At 72.6% G+C, this 25,194-nt stretch carries 20 protein-coding genes and 1 riboswitch; of the genes, 15 read left to right on the top strand and 5 right to left on the bottom strand.

Annotated features, from left to right (window positions below):
* Nucleotides 1-85 precede the first annotated feature (85 nt).
* Complete coding sequence (locus tag AC4IJH_RS23745) at nucleotides 86-871, bottom strand: DUF4190 domain-containing protein (protein WP_490853842.1); 786 nt, start codon at nucleotides 869-871, stop codon at nucleotides 86-88.
* Nucleotides 872-1,155: 284 nt separating this feature from the next.
* Between AC4IJH_RS23745 and AC4IJH_RS23750 the strand changes: the two genes are divergently transcribed.
* From AC4IJH_RS23750 to AC4IJH_RS23760, 3 genes are all read left to right on the top strand, one after another.
* A complete protein-coding gene (locus AC4IJH_RS23750; protein WP_490853902.1) occupies nucleotides 1,156-3,282 on the top strand; it encodes an N-6 DNA methylase in 2,127 nt (708 codons plus the stop codon).
* A gap of 165 nt (nucleotides 3,283-3,447) precedes the next feature.
* Complete coding sequence (locus AC4IJH_RS23755; RefSeq protein ID WP_490853843.1) at nucleotides 3,448-4,116, top strand: hypothetical protein; 669 nt, start codon at nucleotides 3,448-3,450, stop codon at nucleotides 4,114-4,116.
* A complete protein-coding gene (locus tag AC4IJH_RS23760) occupies nucleotides 4,113-5,822 on the top strand; it encodes a protein kinase domain-containing protein (protein WP_490853844.1) in 1,710 nt (569 codons plus the stop codon). Before AC4IJH_RS23755 ends, AC4IJH_RS23760 begins: the two co-directional genes overlap by 4 nt.
* Before the next feature lie 52 nt (nucleotides 5,823-5,874).
* On the opposite strand, the gene AC4IJH_RS23765 is transcribed toward AC4IJH_RS23760, so the two are convergent.
* Both AC4IJH_RS23765 and AC4IJH_RS23770 read right to left on the bottom strand, forming a co-directional pair.
* Nucleotides 5,875-6,414: a DUF4232 domain-containing protein gene (locus AC4IJH_RS23765; protein ID WP_490853845.1), complete on the bottom strand. Its 540-nt coding sequence runs from the start codon at nucleotides 6,412-6,414 to the stop codon at nucleotides 5,875-5,877.
* A gap of 121 nt (nucleotides 6,415-6,535) precedes the next feature.
* Nucleotides 6,536-7,285: a hypothetical protein gene (locus tag AC4IJH_RS23770; protein ID WP_490853846.1), complete on the bottom strand. Its 750-nt coding sequence runs from the start codon at nucleotides 7,283-7,285 to the stop codon at nucleotides 6,536-6,538.
* A 170-nt stretch (nucleotides 7,286-7,455) separates the two neighbouring features.
* Here AC4IJH_RS23770 and AC4IJH_RS23775 point away from each other — a divergent pair, with 170 nt between their 5' ends.
* Nucleotides 7,456-8,100: a SurA N-terminal domain-containing protein gene (locus AC4IJH_RS23775; RefSeq protein ID WP_490853847.1), complete on the top strand. Its 645-nt coding sequence runs from the start codon at nucleotides 7,456-7,458 to the stop codon at nucleotides 8,098-8,100.
* 88 nt (nucleotides 8,101-8,188) lie between these two features.
* Nucleotides 8,189-9,211 carry a nucleoside triphosphate pyrophosphohydrolase gene (locus tag AC4IJH_RS23780; RefSeq protein WP_490853848.1) on the top strand — a complete coding sequence of 341 codons (1,023 nt, stop codon included), beginning with the start codon at nucleotides 8,189-8,191 and terminating at the stop codon, nucleotides 9,209-9,211.
* Here AC4IJH_RS23780 and AC4IJH_RS23785 read toward each other — a convergent pair.
* Nucleotides 9,121-10,416, bottom strand: coding sequence for an MFS transporter (locus tag AC4IJH_RS23785; RefSeq protein ID WP_490853849.1), 1,296 nt, complete (start codon nucleotides 10,414-10,416; stop codon nucleotides 9,121-9,123). The two genes, AC4IJH_RS23780 and AC4IJH_RS23785, sit on opposite strands and share 91 nt — an antisense overlap.
* A gap of 139 nt (nucleotides 10,417-10,555) precedes the next feature.
* Here AC4IJH_RS23785 and AC4IJH_RS23790 point away from each other — a divergent pair, with 139 nt between their 5' ends.
* From AC4IJH_RS23790 to AC4IJH_RS23835, 10 genes are all read left to right on the top strand, one after another.
* Nucleotides 10,556-11,479: a LysR family transcriptional regulator gene (locus AC4IJH_RS23790; protein WP_490853850.1), complete on the top strand. Its 924-nt coding sequence runs from the start codon at nucleotides 10,556-10,558 to the stop codon at nucleotides 11,477-11,479.
* Nucleotides 11,480-11,488: 9 nt separating this feature from the next.
* Nucleotides 11,489-12,748, top strand: a complete 1,260-nt coding sequence (locus AC4IJH_RS23795) for a cytochrome P450 family protein (protein WP_490853851.1) — start codon at nucleotides 11,489-11,491, stop codon at nucleotides 12,746-12,748.
* A 324-nt stretch (nucleotides 12,749-13,072) separates the two neighbouring features.
* Complete coding sequence (locus AC4IJH_RS23800) at nucleotides 13,073-14,182, top strand: LysM peptidoglycan-binding domain-containing protein (RefSeq protein WP_490853852.1); 1,110 nt, start codon at nucleotides 13,073-13,075, stop codon at nucleotides 14,180-14,182.
* A gap of 251 nt (nucleotides 14,183-14,433) precedes the next feature.
* A riboswitch (cyclic di-AMP (ydaO/yuaA leader) is annotated at nucleotides 14,434-14,584 on the top strand.
* Nucleotides 14,585-14,587: 3 nt separating this feature from the next.
* On the top strand, nucleotides 14,588-15,280 hold the full coding sequence (locus AC4IJH_RS23805) for a transglycosylase family protein (protein ID WP_490853853.1): 693 nt from the start codon (nucleotides 14,588-14,590) through the stop codon (nucleotides 15,278-15,280).
* Nucleotides 15,281-15,696: 416 nt separating this feature from the next.
* Nucleotides 15,697-16,977, top strand: coding sequence for a phosphopyruvate hydratase (eno, locus tag AC4IJH_RS23810; RefSeq protein ID WP_490853854.1), 1,281 nt, complete (start codon nucleotides 15,697-15,699; stop codon nucleotides 16,975-16,977).
* Between the two features lie 153 nt (nucleotides 16,978-17,130).
* Complete coding sequence (locus tag AC4IJH_RS23815; RefSeq protein WP_490853855.1) at nucleotides 17,131-17,580, top strand: FtsB family cell division protein; 450 nt, start codon at nucleotides 17,131-17,133, stop codon at nucleotides 17,578-17,580.
* Between the two features lie 73 nt (nucleotides 17,581-17,653).
* The gene (locus AC4IJH_RS23820) at nucleotides 17,654-18,193 is read left to right on the top strand and encodes a DUF501 domain-containing protein (protein ID WP_490853856.1); all 540 of its coding nucleotides are present in this window, start codon (nucleotides 17,654-17,656) and stop codon (nucleotides 18,191-18,193) included.
* On the top strand, nucleotides 18,190-19,182 hold the full coding sequence (locus AC4IJH_RS23825; protein WP_490853857.1) for a Ppx/GppA phosphatase family protein: 993 nt from the start codon (nucleotides 18,190-18,192) through the stop codon (nucleotides 19,180-19,182). The genes AC4IJH_RS23820 and AC4IJH_RS23825 overlap by 4 nt, the downstream gene beginning before the upstream one ends.
* A 377-nt stretch (nucleotides 19,183-19,559) precedes the next feature.
* Nucleotides 19,560-20,945: an NAD(P)/FAD-dependent oxidoreductase gene (locus AC4IJH_RS23830; RefSeq protein WP_490853858.1), complete on the top strand. Its 1,386-nt coding sequence runs from the start codon at nucleotides 19,560-19,562 to the stop codon at nucleotides 20,943-20,945.
* Nucleotides 20,946-21,227: 282 nt separating this feature from the next.
* On the top strand, nucleotides 21,228-22,577 hold the full coding sequence (locus tag AC4IJH_RS23835) for a class I SAM-dependent methyltransferase (protein WP_490853859.1): 1,350 nt from the start codon (nucleotides 21,228-21,230) through the stop codon (nucleotides 22,575-22,577).
* Between the two features lie 72 nt (nucleotides 22,578-22,649).
* On the opposite strand, the gene AC4IJH_RS23840 is transcribed toward AC4IJH_RS23835, so the two are convergent.
* Nucleotides 22,650-25,187, bottom strand: a complete 2,538-nt coding sequence (locus tag AC4IJH_RS23840) for an ABC transporter permease (protein WP_490853860.1) — start codon at nucleotides 25,185-25,187, stop codon at nucleotides 22,650-22,652.
* Nucleotides 25,188-25,194: the final 7 nt, after the last annotated feature.

The raw sequence follows: 25,194 nt of genomic DNA on the forward strand, positions 1-25,194 counted from the left end.
GATCCGCCCCATGCGGATTCGGGCCAACGGTGTGCTCGGCGGGCTGCCGGGGCTGCCCGGGCTGCGGTCGGCGGGCTCAGAGGGTTCAGAGGGTGAGGTCCCACTGGTTGGCGTCGTGGTCGAAGCCCGGCTTCACCTCGACCTCAAGGTTCTTGGCGCCGGCCGGGACCTCGAAGCCGAAGTCGGCGGAGGCGGTCTTGCCGGGCTGGACGGTGCCGCTGAAGCCGGCGCCCAGCTTGCCGTCGTAGATCGTCTCGGCGGTCTTGCCGTCCGAGCCGGTGCGCGCGCTGACGGTGACCAGGGCGCCCTCGATCTTCTCGCTGCCCTTGTTGTCGAGCTTGACGGTGACCTTGAAGGACTTGGTGGTCTTCTTCTCGCCGAGGTCGAGGTCGGAGGTGTAGGGCGCGGGCTTGGAGACGGTGACGTTCAGGCCGGTGTCGTAGGCGGCGGCGCCGCCGGCCTTGTAGGCCTTGCCGCCGTCCTTCTTGGCGGAGGGGTCCTTGGGCTGGGCGGAGGAGGTCTTGAGCTGCTTGTCGATCTCCTCGCCGACCTTCTTCACCGCGGTGAAGGTGATGACCGCGCCGACCACGGACAGGATCAGCGAGACCAGGCCGAGGACCGCGCCCACGGTGGCCATGCCCTTGTTGGTGGCCTGGCCGCGCTTGGCCCGGCCGCGGCCGGAGAAGCCGAAGACCAGCGCCAGGATGCCGAGGATGCCCGCCAGCCAGAACAGCAGCGGGATCAGTCCGCTGAGCGCGCCGATGAGGCCGAGGACCAGGGCGGCTATGCCCAGACCGTTACGGGCCGCCTGGTGGCCGTGCCCGCCCGCCGGAGCCTGCGGGCCGTGCGGGTACTGCATCTGCTGAGACATGGGAGGAGGGCCCCTTCCGGGCACGGGATCGAAATCCTGTTGTAGCGACGGGTCAATAAGAACAGAGCCTGTGAACCGAGTCAACATGGTTCACAGGGAATGAGTGATTCACGTTGTGAAGGCCCCGATCCAGTGCATGTGGGTATGCTCGGCGCCACACCAGCGCGGGGAAACGGACGGGAGCCAGTCAGGTGCCGGAGAACGCAACACCGGACAACGCAAGCCCGGACAGCACGCCGGACCAGGCCGCACCGGGCGGCCCGGCGCCGGACGCCGCGACCGAGGTGACGGCCGCCGGGATCGCCCGCCTGGCCGGGGTGGGCCGGGCCGCGGTCAGCAACTGGCGGCGCCGCCACGCCGACTTCCCCAAGCCCGTCGGCGGCACCGAGACCAGCCCCGCCTTCGCGCTCGGCGAGGTCGAGCAGTGGCTGCGCGCCCAGGGCAAACTCGCCGAGGTCCCGCTGCGCGAACGCGTCTGGCAGCACCTGGTGGGCCACCCCGCGGGCGCCGCCACGGCCCTGCGCCACGCCGGTGCCCTGCTCCTGCTCGTCCGCGACCGGCCCGCCGCCTGGCGCCAGTTGAGCCGCGCCGCCCACGACGTCGAACTCACCGGGCTGCTGCCCCCGGCCCTGGACTCCGTCCTGACCGCGCGGCTCGGCCCGCACCACCCCGTGCACGGCCTGACCCGCCAGGACCTGGCCCCCTCCGCCGCGCTCGTACGGGCCGCCGCCGAGCTCGCCGACCGGGCGGACGGCGCCCGCGAGGCGTACGAGTTCCTCCTGGGCCGCCACCTGGACGCCAACCCCCGCCAGTACACCCTCACCCCGCCCGGCCCCGCCGAGCTGATGGCCGCGCTGGCCGGGCCCGCGCACACCGTCCTGGACCCCGCGTGCGGCACCGGCAGCCTGCTGCGCGCCGCCCACGGGGAGCAGCCGGACGAGCGGCAGCCGCACGAGGAGCCGCCCGCCGCCGAAGCGCCCGCCACCGGCGCCCGCGCGCTCTACGGCCAGGAGGCCGACCCCGACCTGGCCGCGCTCACCGCCCTGCGCCTGGCCCTGGCCGCCCCCGACGCCCAGGTACGGGTGCGCACCGCCGACACCCTGCGCGCCGACGCCTTCCCCGAGCTGGCGGCGGACGCCGTACTGGCCCACCCGCCCTTCAACGAGCGCAACTGGGGCCACGACGAGCTGGCCTACGACCCCCGCTGGGAGTACGGCTTCCCCGCCCGCACCGAATCCGAGCTGGCCTGGGTCCAGCACGCGCTGGCCCGGCTGCGCGAGGGCGGCACCGCCGTCCTGCTGATGCCGCCCGCCGCCGCCTCCCGCCGCTCGGGCCGCCGCATCCGCGCCGACCTGCTGCGCCGCGGCGCGCTGCGCGCCGTCATCGCACTGCCCGCCGGAGCCGCCCCGCCCTACGGCATCCCCCTGCACCTGTGGATCCTGCGCAAGCCGGGCGCCGCCGCCCCGCCCGCCCCGCACCTGCTGGTCGTCGACACCGCCGGCTCCCAGCAACCGGGCGCCGCCGGGGCGGCGGGCCGCGACAAGCCGGACTGGCAGGCCGTACGCGACACCGCCTTCGAGGCCTGGCAGGACTTCGACCGCACCGGCGGCGTCGAGGAACTGCCCGGCGTACGGCGCTCCCTGGCCGCCATCGACCTCCTGGACGACGACGTCGACCTCGCCCCCGCCCGGCACCTGCCGCCGCCCGCCGCGGCCGGCGGCCCCGCCGAACTCGCCCGGGTGCGCGAGCGGCTGACCGACACCCTGGCCCGTACGACCGAACTCGCCCCGCTCGCCGGGCCCGCGCCCGCCGCGCCGCACACCCCGGCCCGCTGGCCGCTGACCACGGTCGGCGAACTCGCCCGCGGCGGCGCCCTGTTGCTGCGCGCCGGCGGCCCCGGGACCGCCGCCGGGCGCGGCGCCCCCGCAGTCCTCACCGAGCACGACGTCATCGCGGGCACCGCGCCCTCCGGCTCGCTGCCCGAGTCCCCGGCCGCCGGCCCCGCCGAGGAGCCCGTGCTCGTCGCGGCCGGTGACGTGGTCGTGCCGGTCCTGGGCGGCGGCGCCATCGCCCGCGTCGTCGACGAGACCACCGGCGGCGCCGCGCTGGGCCGCAACCTCTTCCTGCTGCGCCCCGACCCCGCCGCCCTGGACGCCTGGTTCCTCGCCGGATTCCTGCGCGGCACCGCCAACAACCGCCAGGCCAGCAGCTACGCCTCCACCGCCACCCGGCTCGACGTGCGCCGCCTCCAGCTGCCCCGGCTGCCGCTGGCCGAACAGCGCCGCTACGGGCGGCGCTTTCGCGACCTGGCCGCCTTCGAGGAGCAACTGCGCCTCGCCGCCCGGCTCGGCGAGCAGCTCGTACAGGGTCTGTACGACGGGCTGACGGACGGGACGGTGACGCCGCAGTGACACCGGGCGGGCGGGGGAGGGCCTGACCCCGGGCGGCGGCCCCGGAAAGGTTTTCGATCAGGGCAGGAATTCTGTACAACCACGGCCGTGCTGTCAGTGTCGGTATATACGCTCGAAAGCACGTACCCGTCGCGTACACCGGCGCGCCTCACTCCAGGAGCAGCAATGCACGGCCCCGCCCAGGCCCCGCCGCACCGTCCCCCCTCCCAGGCGACGGCCGTCGTGCTGCGGGTGGTCTTCGTGGCCGTGGCCGTGCTCAGCCTCGGCTTCCTGGCCTGGGTGGCGCTGCTGCGCGCCGCCACCGTGCAGCGCCGCCCGCTGGGCTGGTGGGTCTTCGGCGCGGACCTTCTCCTCGTGCTCGTCCTCATCGCCGTGGGCGGCAGCCTTCCCGAGAACGACTGGCGCACCAACACCAGCGTGGTGGTGCTGCTGCTCCAGATACCCGCCGCCGTCGCGTACTACCTCGTCGTCGACCTCAAGGCGGCGGCGCGGCACACGGCTCGGGCTTGGACGCCCTACCCGGCGCCCGCCGCCGCGCCCTCGTACTCCCCGCAGATGACCGCGCCCTACGCCCCTCCGATGGCGCAGACCCGCCCGGCGCACTTCGGCGACCCGCGGCCCGGCACCTACCCCGCGCAGCCCGAGCCGCCCGGTGCCTATGCCGCGCAGCCCGAGCCGCCCGGCAGCTATCCCGCGCAGACCGAGCCGCCCGCCGGATACGGCTACCCCCCGCCCCAGCCCCACCCGCAGCCCGGCCACCCGCAGCGCATCGACCGCGTGCGCGCCGAGCTGGACGAGCTCAGCGACTACCTCCGCAAGGAGGACGGCAGGTGAACGGCCGCGTCGTCGCCGAGCGCTATGAACTGTCCGCGCTGCTCGGCCAGGGCGGCATGGGCCAGGTCTGGATCGCCTACGACCGCCGCCTGGACCGCCGCGTCGGCGTCAAACTCCTGCGCCCCGACCGGGTGTCGGGCTCCCCGGACGCCGAGGAGATGCGCCGCCGCTTCGTGCGCGAGTGCCGGGTCACCGCCCAGGTCGACCACCCCGGCCTGGTCACCGTCCACGACGCGGGCAGCGACGGCGAGGACCTCTTCCTGGTCATGCAGTACGTCGAGGGCGCCGACCTTGCCGACCACCTCGCCGAACACGACCCCTACCCCTGGCCGTGGGCGGTCTGCGTCGCCGCCCAGCTGTGCGCGGTGCTCGCCTCCGTGCACGCCGTCCCGATCATCCACCGCGACCTCAAGCCGCGGAACGTGATGGTCAAGCCGGACGGCACGGTCACCGTCCTGGACCTGGGCATCGCCTCCGCCCTGGACACCGACACCACCCGCCTCACGCACACCGGCTCACCCATCGGCAGCCCCGCCTACATGGCCCCCGAGCAGGCCATGGGCGGCACGGTCGGCCCGTACACCGACCTGTACGCCCTCGGCGTGCTGCTGCACGAACTCCTCAGCGGCGAGGTCCCGTTCGCCGGCTCCACGGCCCTGGGGGTGCTGCACCGCCATCTGTACGAGCAGCCCGTCCCGGTCCGGCGGGCGCGCCCGGACGTTCCCGAGGCGCTGGAGGCGCTGGTGCTGCGGCTGCTGAGCAAGGACCCGCAGCACCGCCCCGCCGACGCCCAGGAGGTCTACCAGGCCCTGGCGCCGCTGCTGCCGCGCCCGGGCGCGGCGGGCACGCCGGGCGCGGCAGGTGTCATGGGGCCCGGCACCCCGATGGATCCGACCCGGCCCTTCCTGCTGCCGCACGCGCCGTGGCCGGGCCGGGCCGCGGCCGTCAACTCCGTTGCCCCGCCGCCGGTCCCGCCCCCGCCCGCGTACGACCCCCGGACCTCCCGGCCGCCCGCCGAGGGCGACCCGCGCACCTCCTCGCCGCACGCCGCGGACCCGCGTACGTCCGGCCCGCGCCTCGCCCACCCGCAGACAGGCGGCGGCTTCGGCCCGGCACCCGTCGGCGCCGGAGCCCCGGCACCCGTCGGCCCGGACGTCGCGGCCGCCGTCGACGAGGTCAAGCGCCTGCTGGACCAGGGCCGCATCACCCAGGCCGTGGACATCCTCGGCGGCATCCTCCCGGCCGCCGCCGCGCGGCACGGCGAGCACTCCCCGGTGGTGCGCACCCTGCGCAAGCAGTACGCCGCCACGCTCATGGACGACGGCCAGTACCGTCGCGCCCTGCCGGAACTGCGCCGCCTGGCCGAGGAGTTCGGCCGCGAGAGCGGCCCCGGCGCCGCCCGCCAGGCCCTGCAGTTCCACTACGAGGCCGCCCAGTGCCTGGAGCAGCTGGGCGACGCCGCGGCCGCGCTCACGGAGTACCGCACCCTGCTGCCCTACTTCGAGGGCTACCGCGAGGACCCCGTACGCCCGCTGGAGATCCGGCGCTCCATAGGGCATCTGCTGCTCGCCCTGGGAGAGCGCGGCGCCGCCCACGAGACGCTGGCCAGGCTCCTGTACGACGCGGAGCGCCTGCACGGGCCGCACCACCCCTTCCCGGCGGAGGTGCGCCGCACCCTGGAGTGGCTGGGCCAGGTCAGGGGCTGAGGGCCTGCGTCCTGACTCCGGCCCGGTGCCCCGGAGTCCGGGGCCCGGCCGGTCAGCGCAGCGGCGGCGGGCTGTCCGAGAGCGCCGTCACCTGGAGCCGCCCGCCGTCGACCAGGTCCTTGAAGGGCAGGGTGACATGGGTGGTGGAGGCGGGCGGGGTGACGATCAGGAACCTGGCGTCGGACGCGTCCGAGCCGGTGTGCGTCCAGGCCAGGTCGGCCCAGGCGGAGTCCCCGGCCTCAAGGAAGACGGTCTTCTTGCCGGGGTTGTCGGCGTAGTAGGTCGAGCCCCACTGGGCGTGGGTGGGCAGCGCGGTGCGCGAGGCGCTCTGCAGGCCCAGGCCCGGGTAGCCGCGCAGGGCGCAGGTGTGGCCCGTGGTGTTCTTGAAGCGCAGATACGTGCCCATGTGGTTCATCCCGGCCCGGTCCCCGGCCGGTATCCCGCCGTCGTCCAGCGTCACCTTCAGGCCGGCGGTCCGGCAGGTGGGGGTCGCGGCGGCCCGGTCCTGGGAACCGGCGGCGTAGGCGCTGCTCGCGGCTAAGCCCGAGCCGAGCGCGGCGGCAGCGGCCACCGCGGTCACAACAGTCGTCATGCGGCGCATGATTGGCTCCTTTCCTGGAGTTGTCCCGTCTCCTCTCCTAGCCATCTACCGGCCACATATGTGCCGAACCGTGTCATCGTTGTGCAACAACCGAACAATTGTGAAAGAAGCTTCAACTTCCTTGCGCAGCAGGCGCGTCGGTGTCCTGCGTTTCTCCCGTACGCCGCCGCAGCCGCTTCCACACGAAGAGCGCGGACCCTCCGATGGCCGCGGCGCCGAAGGCACCGACCACGGCCAGGATCCAGTTCCACGCGCGCCCGATCGTGTAGGACGGCGTCGCACGGACCGCCAGCTCCTGCTCGATGGGCCCGCGCTCGCTCAGCACGGTGTCCGTGTCCAGGTGGTAGGTGGTCACGACCAGGCCCAGATGCACGGTGCCCGGCTTCCGGGTGGTCAGCGTCCAGGTCCAGTTCACCGCGTCGCCGCGGGTCAGGAGGTTCTGGCGGCGTGAGGACTCCAGGGCGCAGGTGATGCCCTCGCCGGCGCAGCTCAGCTTCGCGCCGACCTGGCCGCCGACCAGCACCGGTTCCGCGGTGGCCGTCCGGCCCGGGGACGGCGCGCTGCGCTGTGGCGTGCGTACGCCGGTGAGCCGGGCGTGGAAGCGGTAGGTGCCGCCGACCTCGGCCGACCGCGGCCAGGTGTAGGTGAGTTCGCCGTCGAACAGGCTCCTGCGGCTGTCGAGCAGTTCCAGGCGCCAGGTGGCCTGGTCGCCCCTTCCGCCGTGCTTGCCCCCTCCCGGAGGAGTGCTCCCCGTGCGCAGGATGAACATCCCGGAGGACAGCAGAGCGGCCAGTGCGGCCAGCGCCACCACCCACTTCGTCACCGCCCACGAACTGAGCCGGAACTCCCGCCCGCCGTCCATCCCTCCAGTATCAGGCCGCACGTGCGCCGTCCGGAGCAGAAGCCCAGAACCCGCCGCCGCACAACTCGTTGTGCGAATCAGTGGCCCGGGCCACGCGGACTCCTTACCATCGATCAACGCCAGGTCGATGCTCGGGACGATCCACCGCACGATCTCTGCCGGGAGGCTAAGTGTTCCGCCGTAGGACTGCGCTCTCCGTAACCGCCGCCACCGCGCTGCTGGCCGCGACGCCCCTGCTCGCCGCCTGCGGCAAGGACGCGCACCCCGGTGCCGCAGCCGTCGTCGACGGGCAGCGGATCACCGTCGCCCAGCTCCAGGGGCGGGTCAAGGGCGTACGCGATGCGCAGAACGCCTCACCGCAGGCCGCCCAACTGATCCAGAACACCGGCCAGTTGGGGCGCTCCACCCTCAACGGGATGATCTTCGCGCGGGTGCTGGAGCGCGGCGCGCGGGACGCCGGGGTCAAGGTCACCCGGCGCGACGTCCAGGAGTGGCGCAAGGGCGCGGAAGCGCGCGCGGGCGGCCCGGACCGGCTGCGGCAGATGTGGCTCCAGCAGGCCATCGCGCCCGGCGACATCGACACCGTCGTACGCAACCAGCTGCTGCTGGACGGCCTCGCCAAGCAGCTGGGCGCCGACCGCGGCCGGCCGCAGGGCCAGCAGCAGCTCGTCCAGGCGCTGTCCAAGACCTCCCGCGGCATGGCCATCGACGTCAACCCGCGCTACGGCAAGTGGAACGACAAGGACGTCATCCTCGGCGAGACCAAGGAGCCGTGGGTCACCCCGGCCCCGGGCGCCGAGCGGCAGCAGACCTGACCGGGCGGCGGGGGAGCCGGGCGGCCGGGCAGCGGGGAGCGGGCCGCCCGGGACCGGCGCTGTCGGTGCGGTGCGTTACGTTCGAGGCGTGAACGCAACCGCCGCTGCCGCCGCCGGACGCCTGGTCCTGCTCACCACCAGCCACCGGGTCGCCCCCGGCCTGCTGTCCTGGCCCGCGTGGCAGACGCTGCGCGCCGCCGACCGCGTCCTGTGCGCCGACGCCGGGCACCCGCAGCTCCCCTATCTGCGCGAGGCGGGCATCGAGGTCGAGCAGGCCGGACCCACCGCCCGCGAGCTGGTCGACTTCTGCCTCCAGGGCGCGCGTACGGCCGTGGTGATCACCTCCGCCGACGGCGAGAGCGCGCTCACCGACGGCCTGGCCCGGCTGGCCGGCTCGGGCCGCGAGACCATGCCCGACCTGGAACTGCTGCCCGGCTCCTACGACCTGCCCGGCGCCCGCCTGCTGGACCTGGTGCAGGTCATGGACCGCATCAGGGCCCAGTGCCCGTGGAGCGGCGTCCGTACGCACCAGGACCTGGCCAAGTACGGCCTGGAGGAGGTGTACGAGATGGTCGAGGCCATCGAGGAGGGCGACCGCGAGGCGCTGCGCGAGGAGCTGGGCGACGTCCTGCTCCAGGTCGTCTTCCACGCCCGGATCGCCCAGGACGACCCCGAGGAGCCGTTCTCCGTCGACGACGTCGCGGGCACGATCGTGGAGAAGCTGATCCACCGCCACCCGCACGTCTTCGGCGAGGAGGCCGCCGAGACCCCCGAGGAGGTCAAGGCGCACTGGCTGCGCACCAAGGCCATCGAGAAGCAGCGCTCCTCCGTCACCGAGGGCGTCCCGCTCGGCCAGCCCGCCCTCGCGCTCGCCGCCAAGCTCGCCTCCCGGGCCCGTACGGCCAAGATCGACGCCCTCCCGCAGGGGGAGGGCATCGGCTATGAACTCCTCGCGCTGGCCGCCCGCGCCGAGGCCCAGGGCACCGACCCGGAGACCGCGCTGCGGGCCGCCGCGCGCACCTACCGCGACGCGATCCGCGCCTGCGAGGCCTCGCCGGAGGACTCCACGGATGCGGATACGGACGCGGACGGGGCCGCCGCCGAGGACTGAGCGGCCCGCCGCCGCAGCCGCTCGGCCACCCACGCCGCCGCCACCCCGGCCGACAGCACCGCGCCCACCACGCACACCCCGGCCCAGCCGGCCGCGCCCCACACCGCGGAGGTCAGCGCGGAGCCGACGGCGCCGCCGACGAAGTAGCTGGTCATGTAGGCGGAGTTGAGGCGGTTACGGGCCTCGGGGCGTACCGCGTAGACCAGGTTCTGGTTGCTGATGTGCACCGCCTGCACCGCCAGGTCCAGCACGATCACGCCCGCCAGGAGCGCGGCCAGCGACCACCAGCCGCCCGCCCCGCCCAGCGCCAGCAGCACCCAGGACCCCAGCAGCAGGAACGCTCCCGCGCCGGTGACCCGGTGCACCAGCCCGCGGTCCGCCAGCCGCCCGGCGGCGGAGGCCGACAGCGACCCGGCGGCGCCCACCAGGCCCAGCAGCCCGATCGCCGACTCCGACCAGCCGTAGGAGGGGCCCGACATCAAGAAGGCCATCGCCGTCCACAGCACGCTGAACGCCCCGAAGGACAGCGCGCCCAGCACGGCCCGCCACCGCAGCACCGGCTCGGTCGCGAACAGCGCCAGGGTGGAGCGGATCAGCGCCGGGTAGCGCAGCCCCACGGTGGTGCGCAGCGCCGGCAGCCGCCACCGCAGCAGCAGCGCCATCAGCAGCATCAGGCAGGCGTTGACCCAGTACACGGTGCGCCAGCCGCCGAGGTCGGCCAGCAGCCCGGCCGCCGTACGGGCCAGCAGGATGCCCAGCAGCAGCCCCGTCATGACCGTGCCCACCGTCCGGCCCCGCTCGGCCGGCGGCGCGAGGGTGGCCGCGTAGGGCACCACGACCTGGGCGGCCACCGAGGCGAGCCCGGTCAGGGCGGTGCCGGTCAGCAGCAGCGCCGCGTTGGGCGCGCTGGCCGTGACGGTCAGGAAGACGGCGGTCGCCGCGCACAGCCCGACCGCCAGGCGCCGCCGCTCCACCAGGTCGCCCAGCGGTACGAGCAGCAGCAGCCCGAGCCCGTACCCGACCTGGGCGACGGTCACCACCAGCGCCGCCACGGACGCGCTCATCCCCAGGTCGCGGCCGATCGTGTCCAGCAGCGGCTGGGCGAAGTAGTTGCCGGCCACGGACAGACCGGTGGCCACCGACATCAGCAGCAGCGTGCCGCGGCCGAGCCCCGGTGTCCGCTCCGGTTCGTGCCCGCCATCCATGCGATGCCCTCCCTCGGGGTGCCCGCCGTCCCGTGACGGTGGATCGTCTCCAGCCTCGGTCCACCGCGTCGATGAGTCCAACGCATAGTTGTCATCTCATTCATCGTGAATCGAGATCAATGCCGCATAGGATCGGGCGATGGAGCTCCAGCAGATGCGCTACGTCGTCGCGGTCGCCGAGACCGGCGGCTTCACCCGCGCCGCCGAGCGCTGCCATGTGGTGCAGTCCGCGCTCAGCCATCAGATCGCCCGCCTGGAGAAGGAGCTGGGCGCGCGCCTCTTCGACCGTACGAGCCGCAGTGTGCGGCTGACCGCGGCGGGCGAGGCGTTCGTCCCCGTCGCGCGGCAGGCGCTGCAGGCGGCCGAGCGGGCCCGCGCCGAGGTGGAGGCGGCCGCCGGCGAGGTGCGCGGCCGGCTGGCGGTCGGCGCCATCACCACCGTCGCCGCCGTGGACCTGGCCAAGGAGCTGGGCGACTTCCACGCCCGCTACCCCCAGGTGCGCATCAGCCTGCGTACCGACATGAGCGAGGGCCTGATCGAGGGGGTCCGGCAGGGCACCCTGGACGTGGCCTTCGTCGGCCTGGTGCCGGGCATGCGCGTCAGCGGGGTGCGCGAGCACGAACTGGCCCGCGGGGAGCTGGTGGCCGTGGTCCCGCCGGGCCACCCGCTCGCCGGGCAGGAGACCACCGGCCTGCGCCGCCTGGCCCAGGAGACCTTCGTGGACTTCACGGCGGGCTCGGCCGCGCACCGCCAGCGCGAGGAGGCCTTCCGCGCCGCCGGGCTGCACGCCGAGGTGGCCTTCGAGGTGACCACCGTGGAGTTCCTGGCCAAGCTGGTGCGCGCGGGCCTGGGCATCGGCATGGTGCCGCAGGCCTTCGCCTCGGAGCTGACCGGGCTGCACATCCTGCGCGTACGCGACGCCCCCGTACGCACCGAGCGCCTGATCTGGCACCGCCTGGGCCCCTCCCCGCCCGCCGCGGCCTTCCTCGAAGGGCTGGGGGTGGACCCGGGCGGCAAGGGGGAGCGGGCGGACCCGGGCGGCGGGCCGCGCGCGGACGGTTAACGTCGAGGGGTGCACCAGCAGAGCCCTTCCGCCCCCGCCGCCTGTCCCGAGCTGTTCACCTGGGAGTTCGCCGCCGACCCGTACCCGGCCTACGCCTGGCTGCGCGAGCACGCGCCCGTCCACCGTACGAAGCTGCCCAGCGGGGTGGAGGCCTGGCTGGTGACGCGGTACGCGGACGCCCGCCAGGCGCTCGCCGACGCCCGGCTGTCCAAGAACCCGGTGCACCACAGCGAGGCCGCGCACGGCAAGGGCAAGGTCGGCATCCCCGGCGAGCGCAGCGCCAACCTGATGACGCACCTGCTCAACATCGACCCGCCGGACCACACCCGGCTGCGCCGCCTGGTCTCCAAGGCGTTCACCCCGCGCCGGGTGGCCCAGTTCGCGCCCCGGGTGCAGCAGCTCACCGACGAGCTGATCGACGGCTTCTGCGAGAAGGGGGAGGCCGACCTCATCCACGAGTTCGCCTTCCCGCTCCCCATCTACGCGATCTGCGACATGCTCGGCGTCCCCGCCGAGGACCAGGACGACTTCCGGGACTGGGCGGGGATGATGATCCGGCACGGCGGCGGGCCGCGCGGCGGGGTGGCCCGCTCGGTGAAGAAGATGCGGACGTATCTGGCCGAGCTGATCCACCGCAAGCGCGCCGAACCCGGCGACGACCTGATCTCCGGCCTGATCAAGGCCTCCGACCACGGCGAGCACCTCACCGAGAACGAGGCCGCCGCGATGGCCTTCATCCTCCTGTTCGCCGGCTTCGAGACCACCGTCAACCTGATCGGGAACGGCACGTACGCGCTGCTGCGCAACCCCGGCCAGCGCGAGCGGCTGCAGCGGGCCCTGGCGGCGGGCGATCAGGCGCTGCTGGCCACCGGCATCGAGGAACTGCTGCGCTACGACGGCCCGGTGGAGCTGGCCACCTGGCGGTTCGCCACCCAGGACCTGACGCTGGGCGGGCAGCGCATCGCCGAGGGCGACCCGGTGCTGGTCGTGCTGGCCGCCGCCGACCGCGACCCCGAGCGCTTCACCGCGCCCGACACCCTGGACCTGTCCCGCCGCGACAACCAGCACCTCGGGTACGGGCACGGCATCCACTACTGCCTGGGCGCGCCGCTGGCCCGCCTGGAAGGACAGACGGCGCTGGCGACGCTGCTGACCCGGCTACCCGATATCCGACTTGCCGCACAACCGGATGATTTGCGCTGGCGGGGCGGCCTCATCATGCGGGGGCTGCGGGCCCTCCCGGTGGAGTTCACTCCCCCTCAGAAGTGACGGGTCGTCAGCGGCGTGACCTTTGCGTGATCTCCACTACACCGGCTTGAGACCGTCACGGCCCGCCGCTACCGTCAGCCAACTGAGGGCCTGCGCCCGAACCCCGGCCGGGCGCGCGCCACCCGGCACGCACGCTCGCCGCGTTGCCGAAATGCCCTAGTAGCTCCGCTACGAGGACATCCCGGCGCCTTGCGATCGCACGCACCAGAGGGCGCACGCTGATCCGACCGGGGTGCAGACGCAGGCTCTGGCGCCTGCGCCCGAACCCGGCACAGGTTCGGGCGCGGCCTCCGACAACTCAACCGCCGCTCGAAAGGCAACCGCATGCGCTCCGGGAACGGACGACACCGCCGCCCCCGTCAAGCTCCGGCCATCTTCGTCACGGCGGGAGTGACCGGCGCGGGCATCGCCCTGCCGCTGTTCGCGGCGAGCGGCGCCCAGGCCGCCGACACCGCGACCTGGGACCGCGTGGCCCAGTGTGAGAGCGGCGGCGTGTGGAGCGCCGCCGGCAACGGCTTCTACGGCGGGCTCGGGCTGACCCTGAAGAAGTGGGAGCAGTACGGCGGCACCGCGTACGCCGCGCGCCCCGACCTGGCCAGCCGCTCCCAGCAGATAGCCGTGGCCGAGACGATCCTGGCCCACGAGGGGCCGGGCGCCTGGTCGAGCTGCGCCGCGGGCGCCGGGCTGGTCAAGGGCGGAAAGGGGCCGGAGGTCGACCCGGGCGGCACGCACACGCCCGCGCCCTCGACGCCGTCCCCTTCTTCCCCCTCTTCCCCTTCCTCTCCTTCTCCCTCCCCTTCCCCTTCTTCCCCCGGTGGGCCGGGGGAGCCGGGTGAGTCGGGCAGCACCGGCAGGACCGGCGGGTCCACAGGCTCCGAGGGCCGCGGCGGCCAGGACGGCGCCGGTCGGGACTCCGGTTCCGGTTCCGGCTCCGAGTCCGGTTCCGGTTCGGGTTCCACCGACCCCGGTACGGACCCGAGCGCTCCCGCCACCCCGTCCCCCGACCCGTCCCCCACGCAGACCGACCCCGCCACCCCGCCGCCCGCCAAGGGCAAGCACCGCGGCGACGCGGACCCGCGCGAGGACACCGGCGCGGGCCGCGACACGGACCGCGGCACGGGCCGGCACGCGGGCGGGGACGGCCGTACGGGCGAGCAGGGCCGCACGGGAGAGGGGCGCGGCGGCGACGGGGGCGGCCGCTCCGGCGGCGGCGAGCGGCACCCCTCGCGCGGCGGTGACGCCGGGCGCGGCGGGGCGGGCTCCGAAGGCGGCTACACCGTACGGTCCGGTGACAGCCTGTCGGCCATCGCAGCGGCCCATGAGGTGCCCGGAGGCTGGCCCGCGCTCTACGCGGCGAACGAATCGGTCATCGGCTCCGATCCCGACCTCATTCACCCAGGTCAGAGCCTCGATCTGGACCCCGGATCAAGGTAGTTAGAGGCCCTTTGCCCGTTTTGGCGAAAGTGAGACATGGGTCTCGTTCGGTGCTGGCGTGTCCCGCGCGTCCGTTGTTTCCAAACCGCGCCCGACCTGCGGAAATGTGAGCATCCTGTGATCAAAAGCTGTCAACTGGCCTCAGAAGTAGGGGTTTGAACAGGCCGGGTGTTCCTGTTTACGGTCATCACCGCTCGCCAAAGCGGGCCCTTGGATCACACGCCTAATCCTGCCGGTGATCCGAGGCAGTCGACGCGCAAGCGCCGAAGGCAGGAGCGGGGGACCCAGGTAAGTGCCGGTCCGACCGGCTTGGGGTGAAGCCGTGTGTGAAGCACACACGGCCGGGCAACTCACACGGCCCGAACCCGACAGCTCACCTCGTAGGCGTCGGTGAGGAAACGAACCATGCTTTCTGCCAAGGGCAAGCACCGTCGTCCGTCCAAGGCCGTCCGCGTCGCCACGCTGGCCGGCGTCGCCGGTGCCGCTGTGGCCGTGCCGCTGATGGGCGCCACTTCCGCCAACGCCGCTTCGGTCTCCACCTGGGAGAAGGTCGCCCAGTGCGAGTCCGGCAACAACTGGTCGATCAACACCGGTAACGGCTACTACGGCGGCCTGCAGTTCTCCAAGTCCAGCTGGCTCGCCGCGGGCGGTGGCAAGTACGCCCCGACCGCCAACCTGGCCTCCAAGAGCCAGCAGATAGCCGTCGCCGAGCGCCTGCTCCAGATCCAGGGCCCGGGTGCCTGGGCCTGCGCCCCCGGCACCGGTCTGTCGAAGGGTGGCCCCAAGGCCAACGTCGACGCCTCCGGCAGCTCCGCCAAGAGCTACACCGCGCCGAAGAAGCAGAAGGCCGCCCCGCAGCCGCAGCGCCACGTCGAGAAGCAGGCCCCCAAGGCCAAGACCCCGGCCCCGGCCCCGACGACCCAGGCCGCGCCGAAGAAGTCGACCGGCAAGGGCAACTACACCGTCAAGTCCGGTGACACCCTCTCCAAGATCGCGGCTGCCCACGGCACCAACTGGAAGAAGATCTACGAGAACAACAAGTCCGTCATCGGCGGCAACCCGAACCTGATCTTCCCGGGCCAGAGCCTCAACGTCTGAGACCTCTGAGGCGCCCTGGCGCCACCCCCGTCCCCGTCCCCCGACGGAGACTCCACGGGCCCCGAAATTTCCGGAGATCCGCGCGCACGGCGGTGTGTACGGACCCGGAACCGGGGCACCCGAGGATCCGGGAAACCGCTCTTCCCGCGAGACAACCCCGCCCGACGCGTACCTCCCCCGAACGCGTCGAGGCGGGGTTTCTCCGTTGCCGGGGCCGGGCCCTGCCGCCCCCGCACCTGGTCGTCACCCAGCGGCTACCGGATATTTCTCCGTTCAGCGAACAATGCACCCATCCATCCCGTGAACAGGGCCTTTGGCCCTGTTTTCGTCCCACGGGCCGGGCGGTGGGCGAGCGAAGCCGCCGCAGGCCGTTAGGCTCGTGCTGCAGAACTTCAGACACCCATGAAGGAGACAACGTGCCGTCCATCGACGTCGTCGTAGCTCGCGAGATTCTCGACTCGCGAGGCAATCCCACGGTCGAGGTCGAGGTCGGCCTCGACGACGGCAGCACGGGCCGTGCCGCCGTTCCGTCCGGCGCCTCCACCGGTGCCTTCGAGGCCATCGAACTCCGCGACGGCGACCCCAACCGCTACGGCGGCAAGGGCGTCGAGAAGGCCGTCCTGGCCGTCATCGAGCAGATCGGCCCGGAGCTGGTCGGCTACGACGCCACCGAGCAGCGCCTGATCGACCAGGCCATGTTCGACCTGGACGCCACCGACAACAAGGGCTCGCTGGGCGCCAACGCCATCCTGGGCGTCTCCCTGGCCGTGGCGCACGCCGCCTCCGAGGCCAGCGACCTGCCGCTGTTCCGCTACCTGGGCGGCCCCAACGCGCACGTCCTGCCCGTCCCGATGATGAACATCCTCAACGGTGGGTCGCACGCCGACTCCAACGTGGACATCCAGGAGTTCATGATCGCCCCGATCGGCGCGGAGTCCTTCTCCGAGGCGCTGCGCTGGGGCACCGAGGTCTACCACACCCTCAAGAAGGTCCTGAAGGCCAAGGGCCTGGCCACCGGCCTGGGCGACGAGGGCGGCTTCGCCCCCAACCTCGGCTCCAACCGCGAGGCCCTGGACCTGATCCTGGAGGCCATCAAGGAAGCCGGTTACGCCCCCGGCCAGGACATCGCGCTCGCGCTGGACGTCGCCGCCTCCGAGTTCTACAAGGACGGCAAGTACCTCTTCGAGGGCAAGGAGCGCTCCGCCGCCGAGATGACGGAGTACTACGAGGAGCTCGTGGCGGCCTACCCGCTCGTCTCCATCGAGGACCCGCTGTTCGAGGACGACTGGGCCGGCTGGAACGTCATCACCGAGCGCCTGGGCACCAAGGTCCAGCTCGTCGGCGACGACCTGTTCGTCACCAACCCCGAGCGCCTGGCCCGCGGCATCGAGGAGAACTCCGCCAACGCCCTGCTGGTCAAGGTCAACCAGATCGGCTCGCTGACCGAGACCCTGGACGCCGTCGAGCTGGCCCAGCGCAACGGCTTCAAGTGCATGATGTCCCACCGCTCCGGCGAGACCGAGGACGTCACCATCGCCGACCTGGCCGTCGCCACCAACTGCGGCCAGATCAAGACCGGCGCCCCGGCCCGCTCCGAGCGCGTGGCCAAGTACAACCAGCTGCTGCGCATCGAGGAGATCCTGGACGACGCGGCGGTCTACGCCGGCCGCTCCGCCTTCCCGCGCTTCAAGGGCTGACACGCACAGCAAGTGAGGCGCCCTGCGCGTTTCAAGGGCTGACCAAGGCCGACCCGTAAAAGGTCTTAGCCTCCGTACGTCCCCGCCGACGGTCCCGTACCGTTGCCGGGGACGTACGTGCGTCAGGGATACAGGGACTTCAGGGGAGGCCACGTGCCCGCGGACCGGTTCTCCACCGCGACCAGGCTCAAGGCGCTCGGCGAGCAGGCCGCGGCCAAGGTCTACCGCGCCCGCGCCCCGCGCCGCGGCCGTCTCACCGGCCGGGCCGCCCTCCTCGCGCTGGTCCTGTGCTCCCTGGTGGTCGCGCTCGCCTATCCGATAAGGCAGTACGTCTCGCAGCGCTCGGAGATCGCCGAGCAGCGCGAGAAGGCGGAGCAGGCTCGCCACAAGGTCGAGGACCTGCGCGAGGAGAAGGCGCGCCTCAAAGACCCGGCCTACATCGTCCAGAAGGCGCGCACGCACCTGCACTTCGTGATGCCGGGCGAGACCGGCTACATCGTCCCGGACGGCTCCGGCGACGGTAGGCACCGCAAGGGCGAGGGCGCCGAGGAGCGCCCCTGGCACGACGTCCTGTTCGAGGGGCTGGACGCCGCCGACAAGTAGCCGCCCGGCGCCGTACCCTCGTAGATCCCGTACCCCTGCCGGCGTCGCAGCCGGCACCACACCGAAAGCGCACATGGACACCCCTCCGCCGCAGACCGAGCCCACCGAGCCCACCGACGCGGACATCGCCGCCTTCAAGGAGCAGCTGGGCCGCCCGCCGCGCGGCCTGCGCGCCATCGCGCACCGCTGCCCCTGCGGGCAGCCGGACGTCGTCGAGACGGCCCCGCGCCTGGAGGACGGCACGCCCTTCCCCACGCTCTACTACCTCACCTGCCCGCGCGCGGCCTCCGCGATCGGCACGCTGGAGGCCAACGGCGTGATGAAGGAGATGACCGAGCGCCTGGCGAGCGACCCGGAGCTGGCCGCCGCCTACCGCGCGGCCCACGAGGACTACATCCGGCGCCGGGACGCCATCGAGGTCCTCGAGGGCTTCCCCAGCGCGGGCGGCATGCCCGACCGTGTCAAGTGCCTGCATGTGCTGGTCGGCCATTCCCTGGCGGCGGGTCCCGGCGTCAACCCGCTGGGCGACGAGGCCATCGCGATGCTGCCCGAGTGGTGGAAGAAGGGGCCGTGCGTCGCGGCGGGCGGGGCTTGTGAAGGGGAGGACAAGTGAAGCGCGTCGCGGCCATCGACTGCGGTACCAACTCCATCCGCCTGCTCGTCGCCGACCTCGACCCCGAGACCGGTGAGCTGAAGGACCTGGACCGCCGGATGCGGATCGTGCGGCTGGGCCAGGGCGTGGACCGTACGGGCAGGCTGGCCCCCGAGGCGCTGCAGCGCACCTTCGAGGCCTGCCGCGAGTACGCCGCCGTCATCGAGGAGCTGGGCGCCCGGTCCGTCCGCTTCGTGGCGACCTCCGCCTCGCGCGACGCCGAGAACCGCGCGGACTTCGTGCGCGGCGTCGTCGACATCCTGGGCGTGGAGCCCGAGGTGATCACCGGCGACCAGGAGGCGGAGTTCTCCTTCACCGGCGCCACCAAGGAGCTCACCGGCAAAGAGGCTGCGGGCTCGCAGCGCCTTCCCGCGGAGGGCGGTGACGGGCGACGGGCGGGCCTGGCCAAGCCCTACCTCGTCGTGGACATCGGCGGCGGCTCCACCGAGTTCGTGCTGGGCGCGGACTCGGTGCGCGCGGCACTCTCGGTGGACGTGGGCTGCGTACGGATGACCGAGCGGCACCTCGTGCGCGACGGGGAGATCGTCGACCCGCCGACGCCCGGGGCGATCACCGCCGTCAAGGCCGATATCGCCGCCGCGCTGGACCTCGCCGAGCAGGCGGTCCCGCTGTCCGAGGCCCGCACCCTGGTCGGCCTGGCCGGCTCGGTCACCACCGTCGCGGCCATCGCGCTGGGGCTGGCGGAGTACGACTCCGCCGCCATCCACCACTCCCGCATCCCGCTGGCCAAGGTCCGCGAGATCACCGAGAGCCTGCTGGCCTCCCGTCACGCCGAGCGCGCCGCGATCCCCGTGATGCACCCGGGCCGGGTGGACGTCATCGCGGCGGGCGCGCTCGTACTGCTCTCGATCATGGAGCGGACCGGCGCCGAGGAGGTCGTCGTCAGCGAACATGACATTCTCGACGGCATCGCCTGGAGCATCGCCTGACGGCTGTGAGAAGGGCCGACAGGGCCCTTGGGGGACGGTCCGCGAGAAAAGTTCGTGAAATCCTTCACATGAAAAAGGCGCTCGTCGGCCGAACATTCCGGCCTTCGGGTCCTACATCGCGGGCCGTACGACCTCCCGACCCCGGAAATGCACTGTTTCGGGCGTGTTAAAGATCTGCTTACGCCGGTACTGGTCTAGCCCGCCACAAGGCCTCAAGGCCTGATCAGTGGGGGTGTCCAACGCCTCGCGCGGCTCAGTGGTTCCCCTGCGGCGCTATGGCGTCGGTCACGGAGGCGGCGGAGTGTAGCAGATGCCCCCCACCGGCTTGTGAAGGGGCTCACGAGCCACCCCTCAAGTGGGGGTGGATACTCGATTGCATGAGCACCACGGAGCGTCCCAGGATCCTCGTTGTAGGCGGTGGGTACGTAGGCCTGTACGCGGCACGCCGCATTCTGAAGAAGATGCGGTACGGCGAGGCGACGGTAACCGTCGTCGACCCGCGCTCGTACATGACGTACCAGCCCTTCCTCCCTGAAGCTGCAGCCGGCAGCATCTCTCCCCGCCACGTCGTGGTGCCGCTGCGACGCGTGCTCCCGAAGGCGGAGGTCCTCACCGGCCGCGTCACCACCATCGATCAGGACCGCAAGGTCGCCACGATCGCCCCGCTGGTCGGCGAGGCGTACGAGCTGCCCTTCGACTACCTGGTCATCGCGATGGGCGCGGTCTCCCGCACCTTCCCGATCCCCGGCCTCGCCGAGAACGGCATCGGCATGAAGGGCATCGAGGAGGCCATCGGCCTGCGCAACCACGTCCTGGAGCAGCTGGACAAGGCCGACTCCACGACGGACGAGGAGGTCCGCCGCAAGGCGCTGACCTTCGTCTTCGTCGGCGGTGGCTTCGCGGGTGCGGAGACCATCGGCGAGGTGGAGGACATGGCCCGCGACGCGGCCAAGTACTACACCAACGTCAAGCGCGAGGACATGCGCTTCATCCTCGTCGACGCCGCTCCCCGCATCCTCCCCGAGGTCGGCGAGAAGCTCGGTGAGTACGGCAAGGAACACCTCAAGAGCCGCGGCATCGAGATCCACCTCGACACGTCGATGGACTCCTGCGTGGACGGCCACGTCGTCCTCAAGAACGGCCTAGAGGTCGACTCCAACACCATCGTGTGGACCGCGGGCGTCAAGCCCAACCCGGCCCTGGCCCGCTTCGGCCTGCCGCTGGGCCCGCGCGGCCACGTCGACACCCAGGCCACCCTCCAGGTGCAGGGCACCGACTACATCTGGGCCGCCGGCGACAACGCCCAGGTCCCGGACCTGGTCGGCCGCAAGGCGGGCAACGAGAACGCCTGGTGCCCGCCCAACGCCCAGCACGCGCTGCGCCAGTCCAAGGTCCTCGGCGACAACGTGATCTCCGGCATGCGGGGCTTCCCGCAGAAGGAGTACAGCCACGCCAACAAGGGTGCGGTGGCCGGTCTCGGCCTGCACAAGGGCGTCGCGATGATCGTCATGGGCAAGATGAAGATCAAGCTGAAGGGCCGGCTGGCCTGGTACATGCACCGCGCGTACCACGGCATGGCGATGCCGACCTTCAACCGCAAGATCCGCGTCTTCGCCGACTGGACGCTGGGCATGTTCCTCAAGCGCGAGATCACCTCGCTCGGCGCCATGGAGAACCCCCGCGAGGAGTTCTACGAGGCCGCCAAGCCGGCTCCGGCCCCGGCCGCCAAGGCCGAGGACAAGCCGAAGGCCAAGGCCTCCTGACCGCAGGCCGGCCGGGCTCGTAGGAGCCCGCAGCGACGCTGCATGACGCCCGAGGGGCGGCTGCCATCCGTGGGGCAGCCGCCCCTTCGGCGTACCCGGGCACCGTGTCCGTAGCGCGCCCGTCCCACGCATGGTCTGCGCCCCATCGGCGTACGCATACTGGCCGAGACATGACGTGCTGCGGTTCTCTTACGTCGAACGGGACTATCCGCGCGCCCAATTGGTGTTTACGTGGTGGGTGAAACCTTCTTTGCCCGTTTCGTCGATACGGAGGTGTGCGACATGGCCGACGCTGCTGGACGGCTCACCAGGCTCGCGGAGGAGGTGCTGGGGGCGAAGCTCCCGGTCCGCATCCGCGCATGGGACAACAGTGAGTCCGGCCCTCCAGGCGCGCCCGCCCTTGTCATACGCAACCGCCGCGCCCTGCGCCGCCTCCTGTTCAAACCGGGCGAACTGGGCCTGGCCCGCGCCTGGGTGGCGGGCGACATCGACGTCGAGGGCGACCTGTACCAGGCCCTGGACCTGCTCGCCGAGCTGATCTGGGAGCGCGGCGAGGGCGCCGGGGGCGCCGCCGGGCCGCAGCGCGGCGGCCGGGCCGTCCAGGCGCTGCAGAACCTGCGGGCCCTGGGCAAGCCGGAACTGCGCGCCGCCGCCAAGGAGTTGCTGTCCCTGGCCGGGCTGCCGGTGCCGCCCAAGCCGCCCGCCGAGGAGGTCCGCAGATCCGGCGGGCCGCTGCACAGCCTGCGCCGCGACAAGGAGGCCATCAGCCACCACTACGACGTCGGCAACGACTTCTACGCGCTGGTGCTGGGCCCCTCGATGGTCTACTCGTGCGCGTACTGGGGGACCGAGGAGGACGGGGCGGCGACGCTGGAGGCGGCCCAGCGCGACAAGCTGGACCTGATCTGCCGCAAGCTGGGCCTCAAGGAGGGCCAGCGGCTGCTGGACGTGGGCTGCGGCTGGGGCTCGATGGTGCTGCACGCGGCCCGCGAGTACGGCGTACGGGCGGTGGGCATCACGCTGTCCGAGGAGCAGGCGGCGCTGGCCCGCAAGCGGGTCGCGGAGGCGGGGCTGGCCGACCGTATCGAGATCCGGGTGCAGGACTACCGGGAGATACACGACGAGCCCTTCGACGCTATCTCCTCCATCGGGATGGCCGAGCACGTGGGGCGGGCGCAGTACGCGGAGTACGCCGCCGACCTGTACGCGCTGCTCAAGCCGGGCGGACGGCTGCTCAACCACCAGATCGCGCGGCGCCCCCTCAAGGACGAGGACGGCTACCAGGTCGATGAGTTCATCGACCGCTACGTCTTCCCCGACGGGGAGCTGGCGCCGGTCGGCCAGACGGCCGGGCAGCTGGAGGACGCGGGCTTCGAGGTGCGCGATGTGGAGGCGATCCGCGAGCACTACGCGCTGACCCTGCGGCAGTGGGTGGCCAACCTGGAGGCCAACTGGGACGAGGCCGTGCGCCTGACCTCGCCGGGCCGGGCGAGGGTGTGGCGGCTGTACATGGCCGCTTCGGCGCTGTCCTTCGAGCGCAACCGCATCGGCGTGAACCAGGTGCTCGCCGTGCGTACGCCGCACTCCGGAGCATCCGGTCTGCCGCTGCGGGCGCGGGACTGGCGCGGCTGATACGGCGGCGCGTACGGCAAGGGGCCGGGGCCACGGATCTCCCGTGGCCCCGGCCCCTTGTGTGCCGCGCCGCTACTCGGACTTGATGGCCGCCAGCATGTTCAGGCGGGCCGCGCGCCGGGCCGGCCACAGGGCGGCCAGTACGCCGACCACCGCGGCCATCGCCAGGCAGACGCCCATCTGGCCCCAGGGCAGGACCAGTTCGTACGTGGCCAGGGCGCTGCCGATCAGCTCACCCGCCGCCCAGCCGAAGAACACGCCCAGACCTGTGCCCAGCACCCCGCCGAAGAGCGAGATGACCAGCGACTCCAGGCGCACCATGCGCTTGATGCCGCGCCGGTCCAGGCCGATGGCCCGCAGCATGCCGATCTCCTGCGAGCGCTCGAAGACCGACATCGCCAGGGTGTTGATGACGCCGAGCACGGCGACGATCACGGCCATCGCCAGCAGCCCGTAGAGCATGTTCAGCATCATCGTGAACAGCTGGGCGATGCCCTCGGAGACGTCCTTCTTGTCCTGCACCTGGATGGCGGGGTTGCTGCCCAGGGCCTTGCTGAGCGAGTCCTTGGCGGCCTCGGAGGCGCCGTCCTCGGTCTTGACCATCACCTGCATGTCGGCGGCGGTGCGCTGGTGCGGGGCGAGGGTGGCGTTGTCCACCATGACGCCCTTGATCATCTCGTTGCCCTTGAAGACACCCGAGACGGTCAGCTCGCCCTTCGTACCGTCCTCGTAGGTCACCGGGAAGGACGAGCCGACCTGCCAGCCCTTTTCCTTGGCGGCGCTGTCGTCCACCACCACCTTGTCGCCGCTCAGCCCGGCGAAGGAGCCGGAGGTGAAGTCCAGCGCGGCGAGCTTGTCGATGTCCTTGCCGTTGACGCCGGTCAGGTAGGTGGTGTCGCCGCCGATGCGGGCGGGGGCGTTGCGCAGCGGGCTGGAGGCGGTGACCTGCGGCAGCGAGCCGAGCTTGTCGGCCACGTCGGGGGAGAGCGGGGTCATGCCGGCCATGGAGACGACGTAGTCGGCCTTCAGGGCGTCCGTCGCCATCTTGTCGATGCCCTTTTGGACGCTGCCCGCGATGACCGTCATGCCGGTGATCAGCGTCAGGCCGATCATCAGCGCCGAGGCGGTGGTGGCGGTGCGGCGCGGGTTGCGCAGGGCGTTCTGCCGGGCGAGCTTGCCGGAGATCCCGAAGGCGCGCAGCACCGGCGCCGCGGCCGCGATCAGCGGGCGGGACAGCAGCGGGGTGAGCACGAAGACGCCGATCAGGGTCAGCCCGGCGCCCAGCCCCATCAGGGCCTTGCCGTCACCGCCCATGCCCGTCGCGGCCAGCACGGCCGCCGCGCCCGCGCCGGCCAGGACCGCGCCGATGGTGTTGCGTACGACCAGGGACTTGGTGGTGGCGACGGCGTGCACGCTGCTCATCGCGGCGACCGGCGGGATCCTGGCGGCCCGGCGGCCGGGCAGCCAGGCGGCCAGCATCGTCACGGCGATGCCGACGACCAGCGAGGCGATGACGGTGGTCGGGGAGATCACCAGCGGGCCGTCGGGGAAGGTGGCGCCGGCGGCGCCCAGCAGGGAGCGCAGCCCGGCGCCGATGCCGATGCCGACCACCAGGCCGACCACGGCGGCGACCGTGCCGACGACGCACGCCTCCAGCAGCACCGAGCGGGTCACCTGGCGGCGGCTGGCGCCCACCGCGCGCATCAGCGCCAGCTCCTTGGTGCGCTGGGCGACCAGCATGGTGAAGGTGTTGGCGATGATGAAGATGCCGACGAACAGCGCGATTCCGGCGAAGGCGAGCAGGCCGGTGCGCAGGCCCTCCATGCTCTGGGTGATGATCTTCGCCTGGTCGTCGGCGAGCTGCTTGCCGGTGGTGGCCTCGGCGAGGTCCTTCGGCAGGATCTTCTCCAGCTCGGCCTTGAGGGCGTTCTGGGAGGTGCCGGGGGCGGCCTTGACGTCGATCTGGCTGTACTGGCCGGGCTCGGCGTAGAGCTTCTGGGCGGTGGCGGTGTCGAAGAGGGCGAGGCTGCCGCCGGCCGCGACATTGCCGTCGTCGGTGGTGAAGATGCCGACGAGCTTCTGCTGGAGCACCGGGCCGTTGTGGGACAGCCGTACGGTGTCGCCGACCTGGAACCCGGCGCGGCGGGCGGAGTCGGAGTCCAGCGCGATCTCGCCGGGGGCCTGGGGCGCGCGGCCGTCCTTCAGCGGGTAGCGGGCGTCCTTGCCGTCGGCGCCGGGGAAGTAGTTGCCGCCGCTGGAGGAGAAGCCCTCGCCCAGGAGCTTGCCGTTCTTGTCGGCTATCGCGGCGAAGCCGGTCACCGAGCCGGTGGCGGAGGCGGCGCCGGGCACCTTGCCGGCCCTCTCCAGCAGGCTCTGGGTGAGCTTCGGCGCGGCGCCCGGGTTGCCCTGGCCGCTGTCCTTCTTGTGCGGCTGGATGGCCACGTCGACGTTGTCGAAGCCCTTTCGGGAGCTGTTCTGGTACGCGTCGGAGACGGTGGAGGTGAAGACCAGGGTGCCGGAGACGAAGGCCACGCCGAGCATCACGGCGAGAACGGTCATCAGCAGCCGGGCCTTGTGCGCGAGCACATTGCGCAAGGCGGTTCGGAACATGGTGTCA

Source organism: Streptomyces sp. UF-297 (assembly GCF_058245575.1).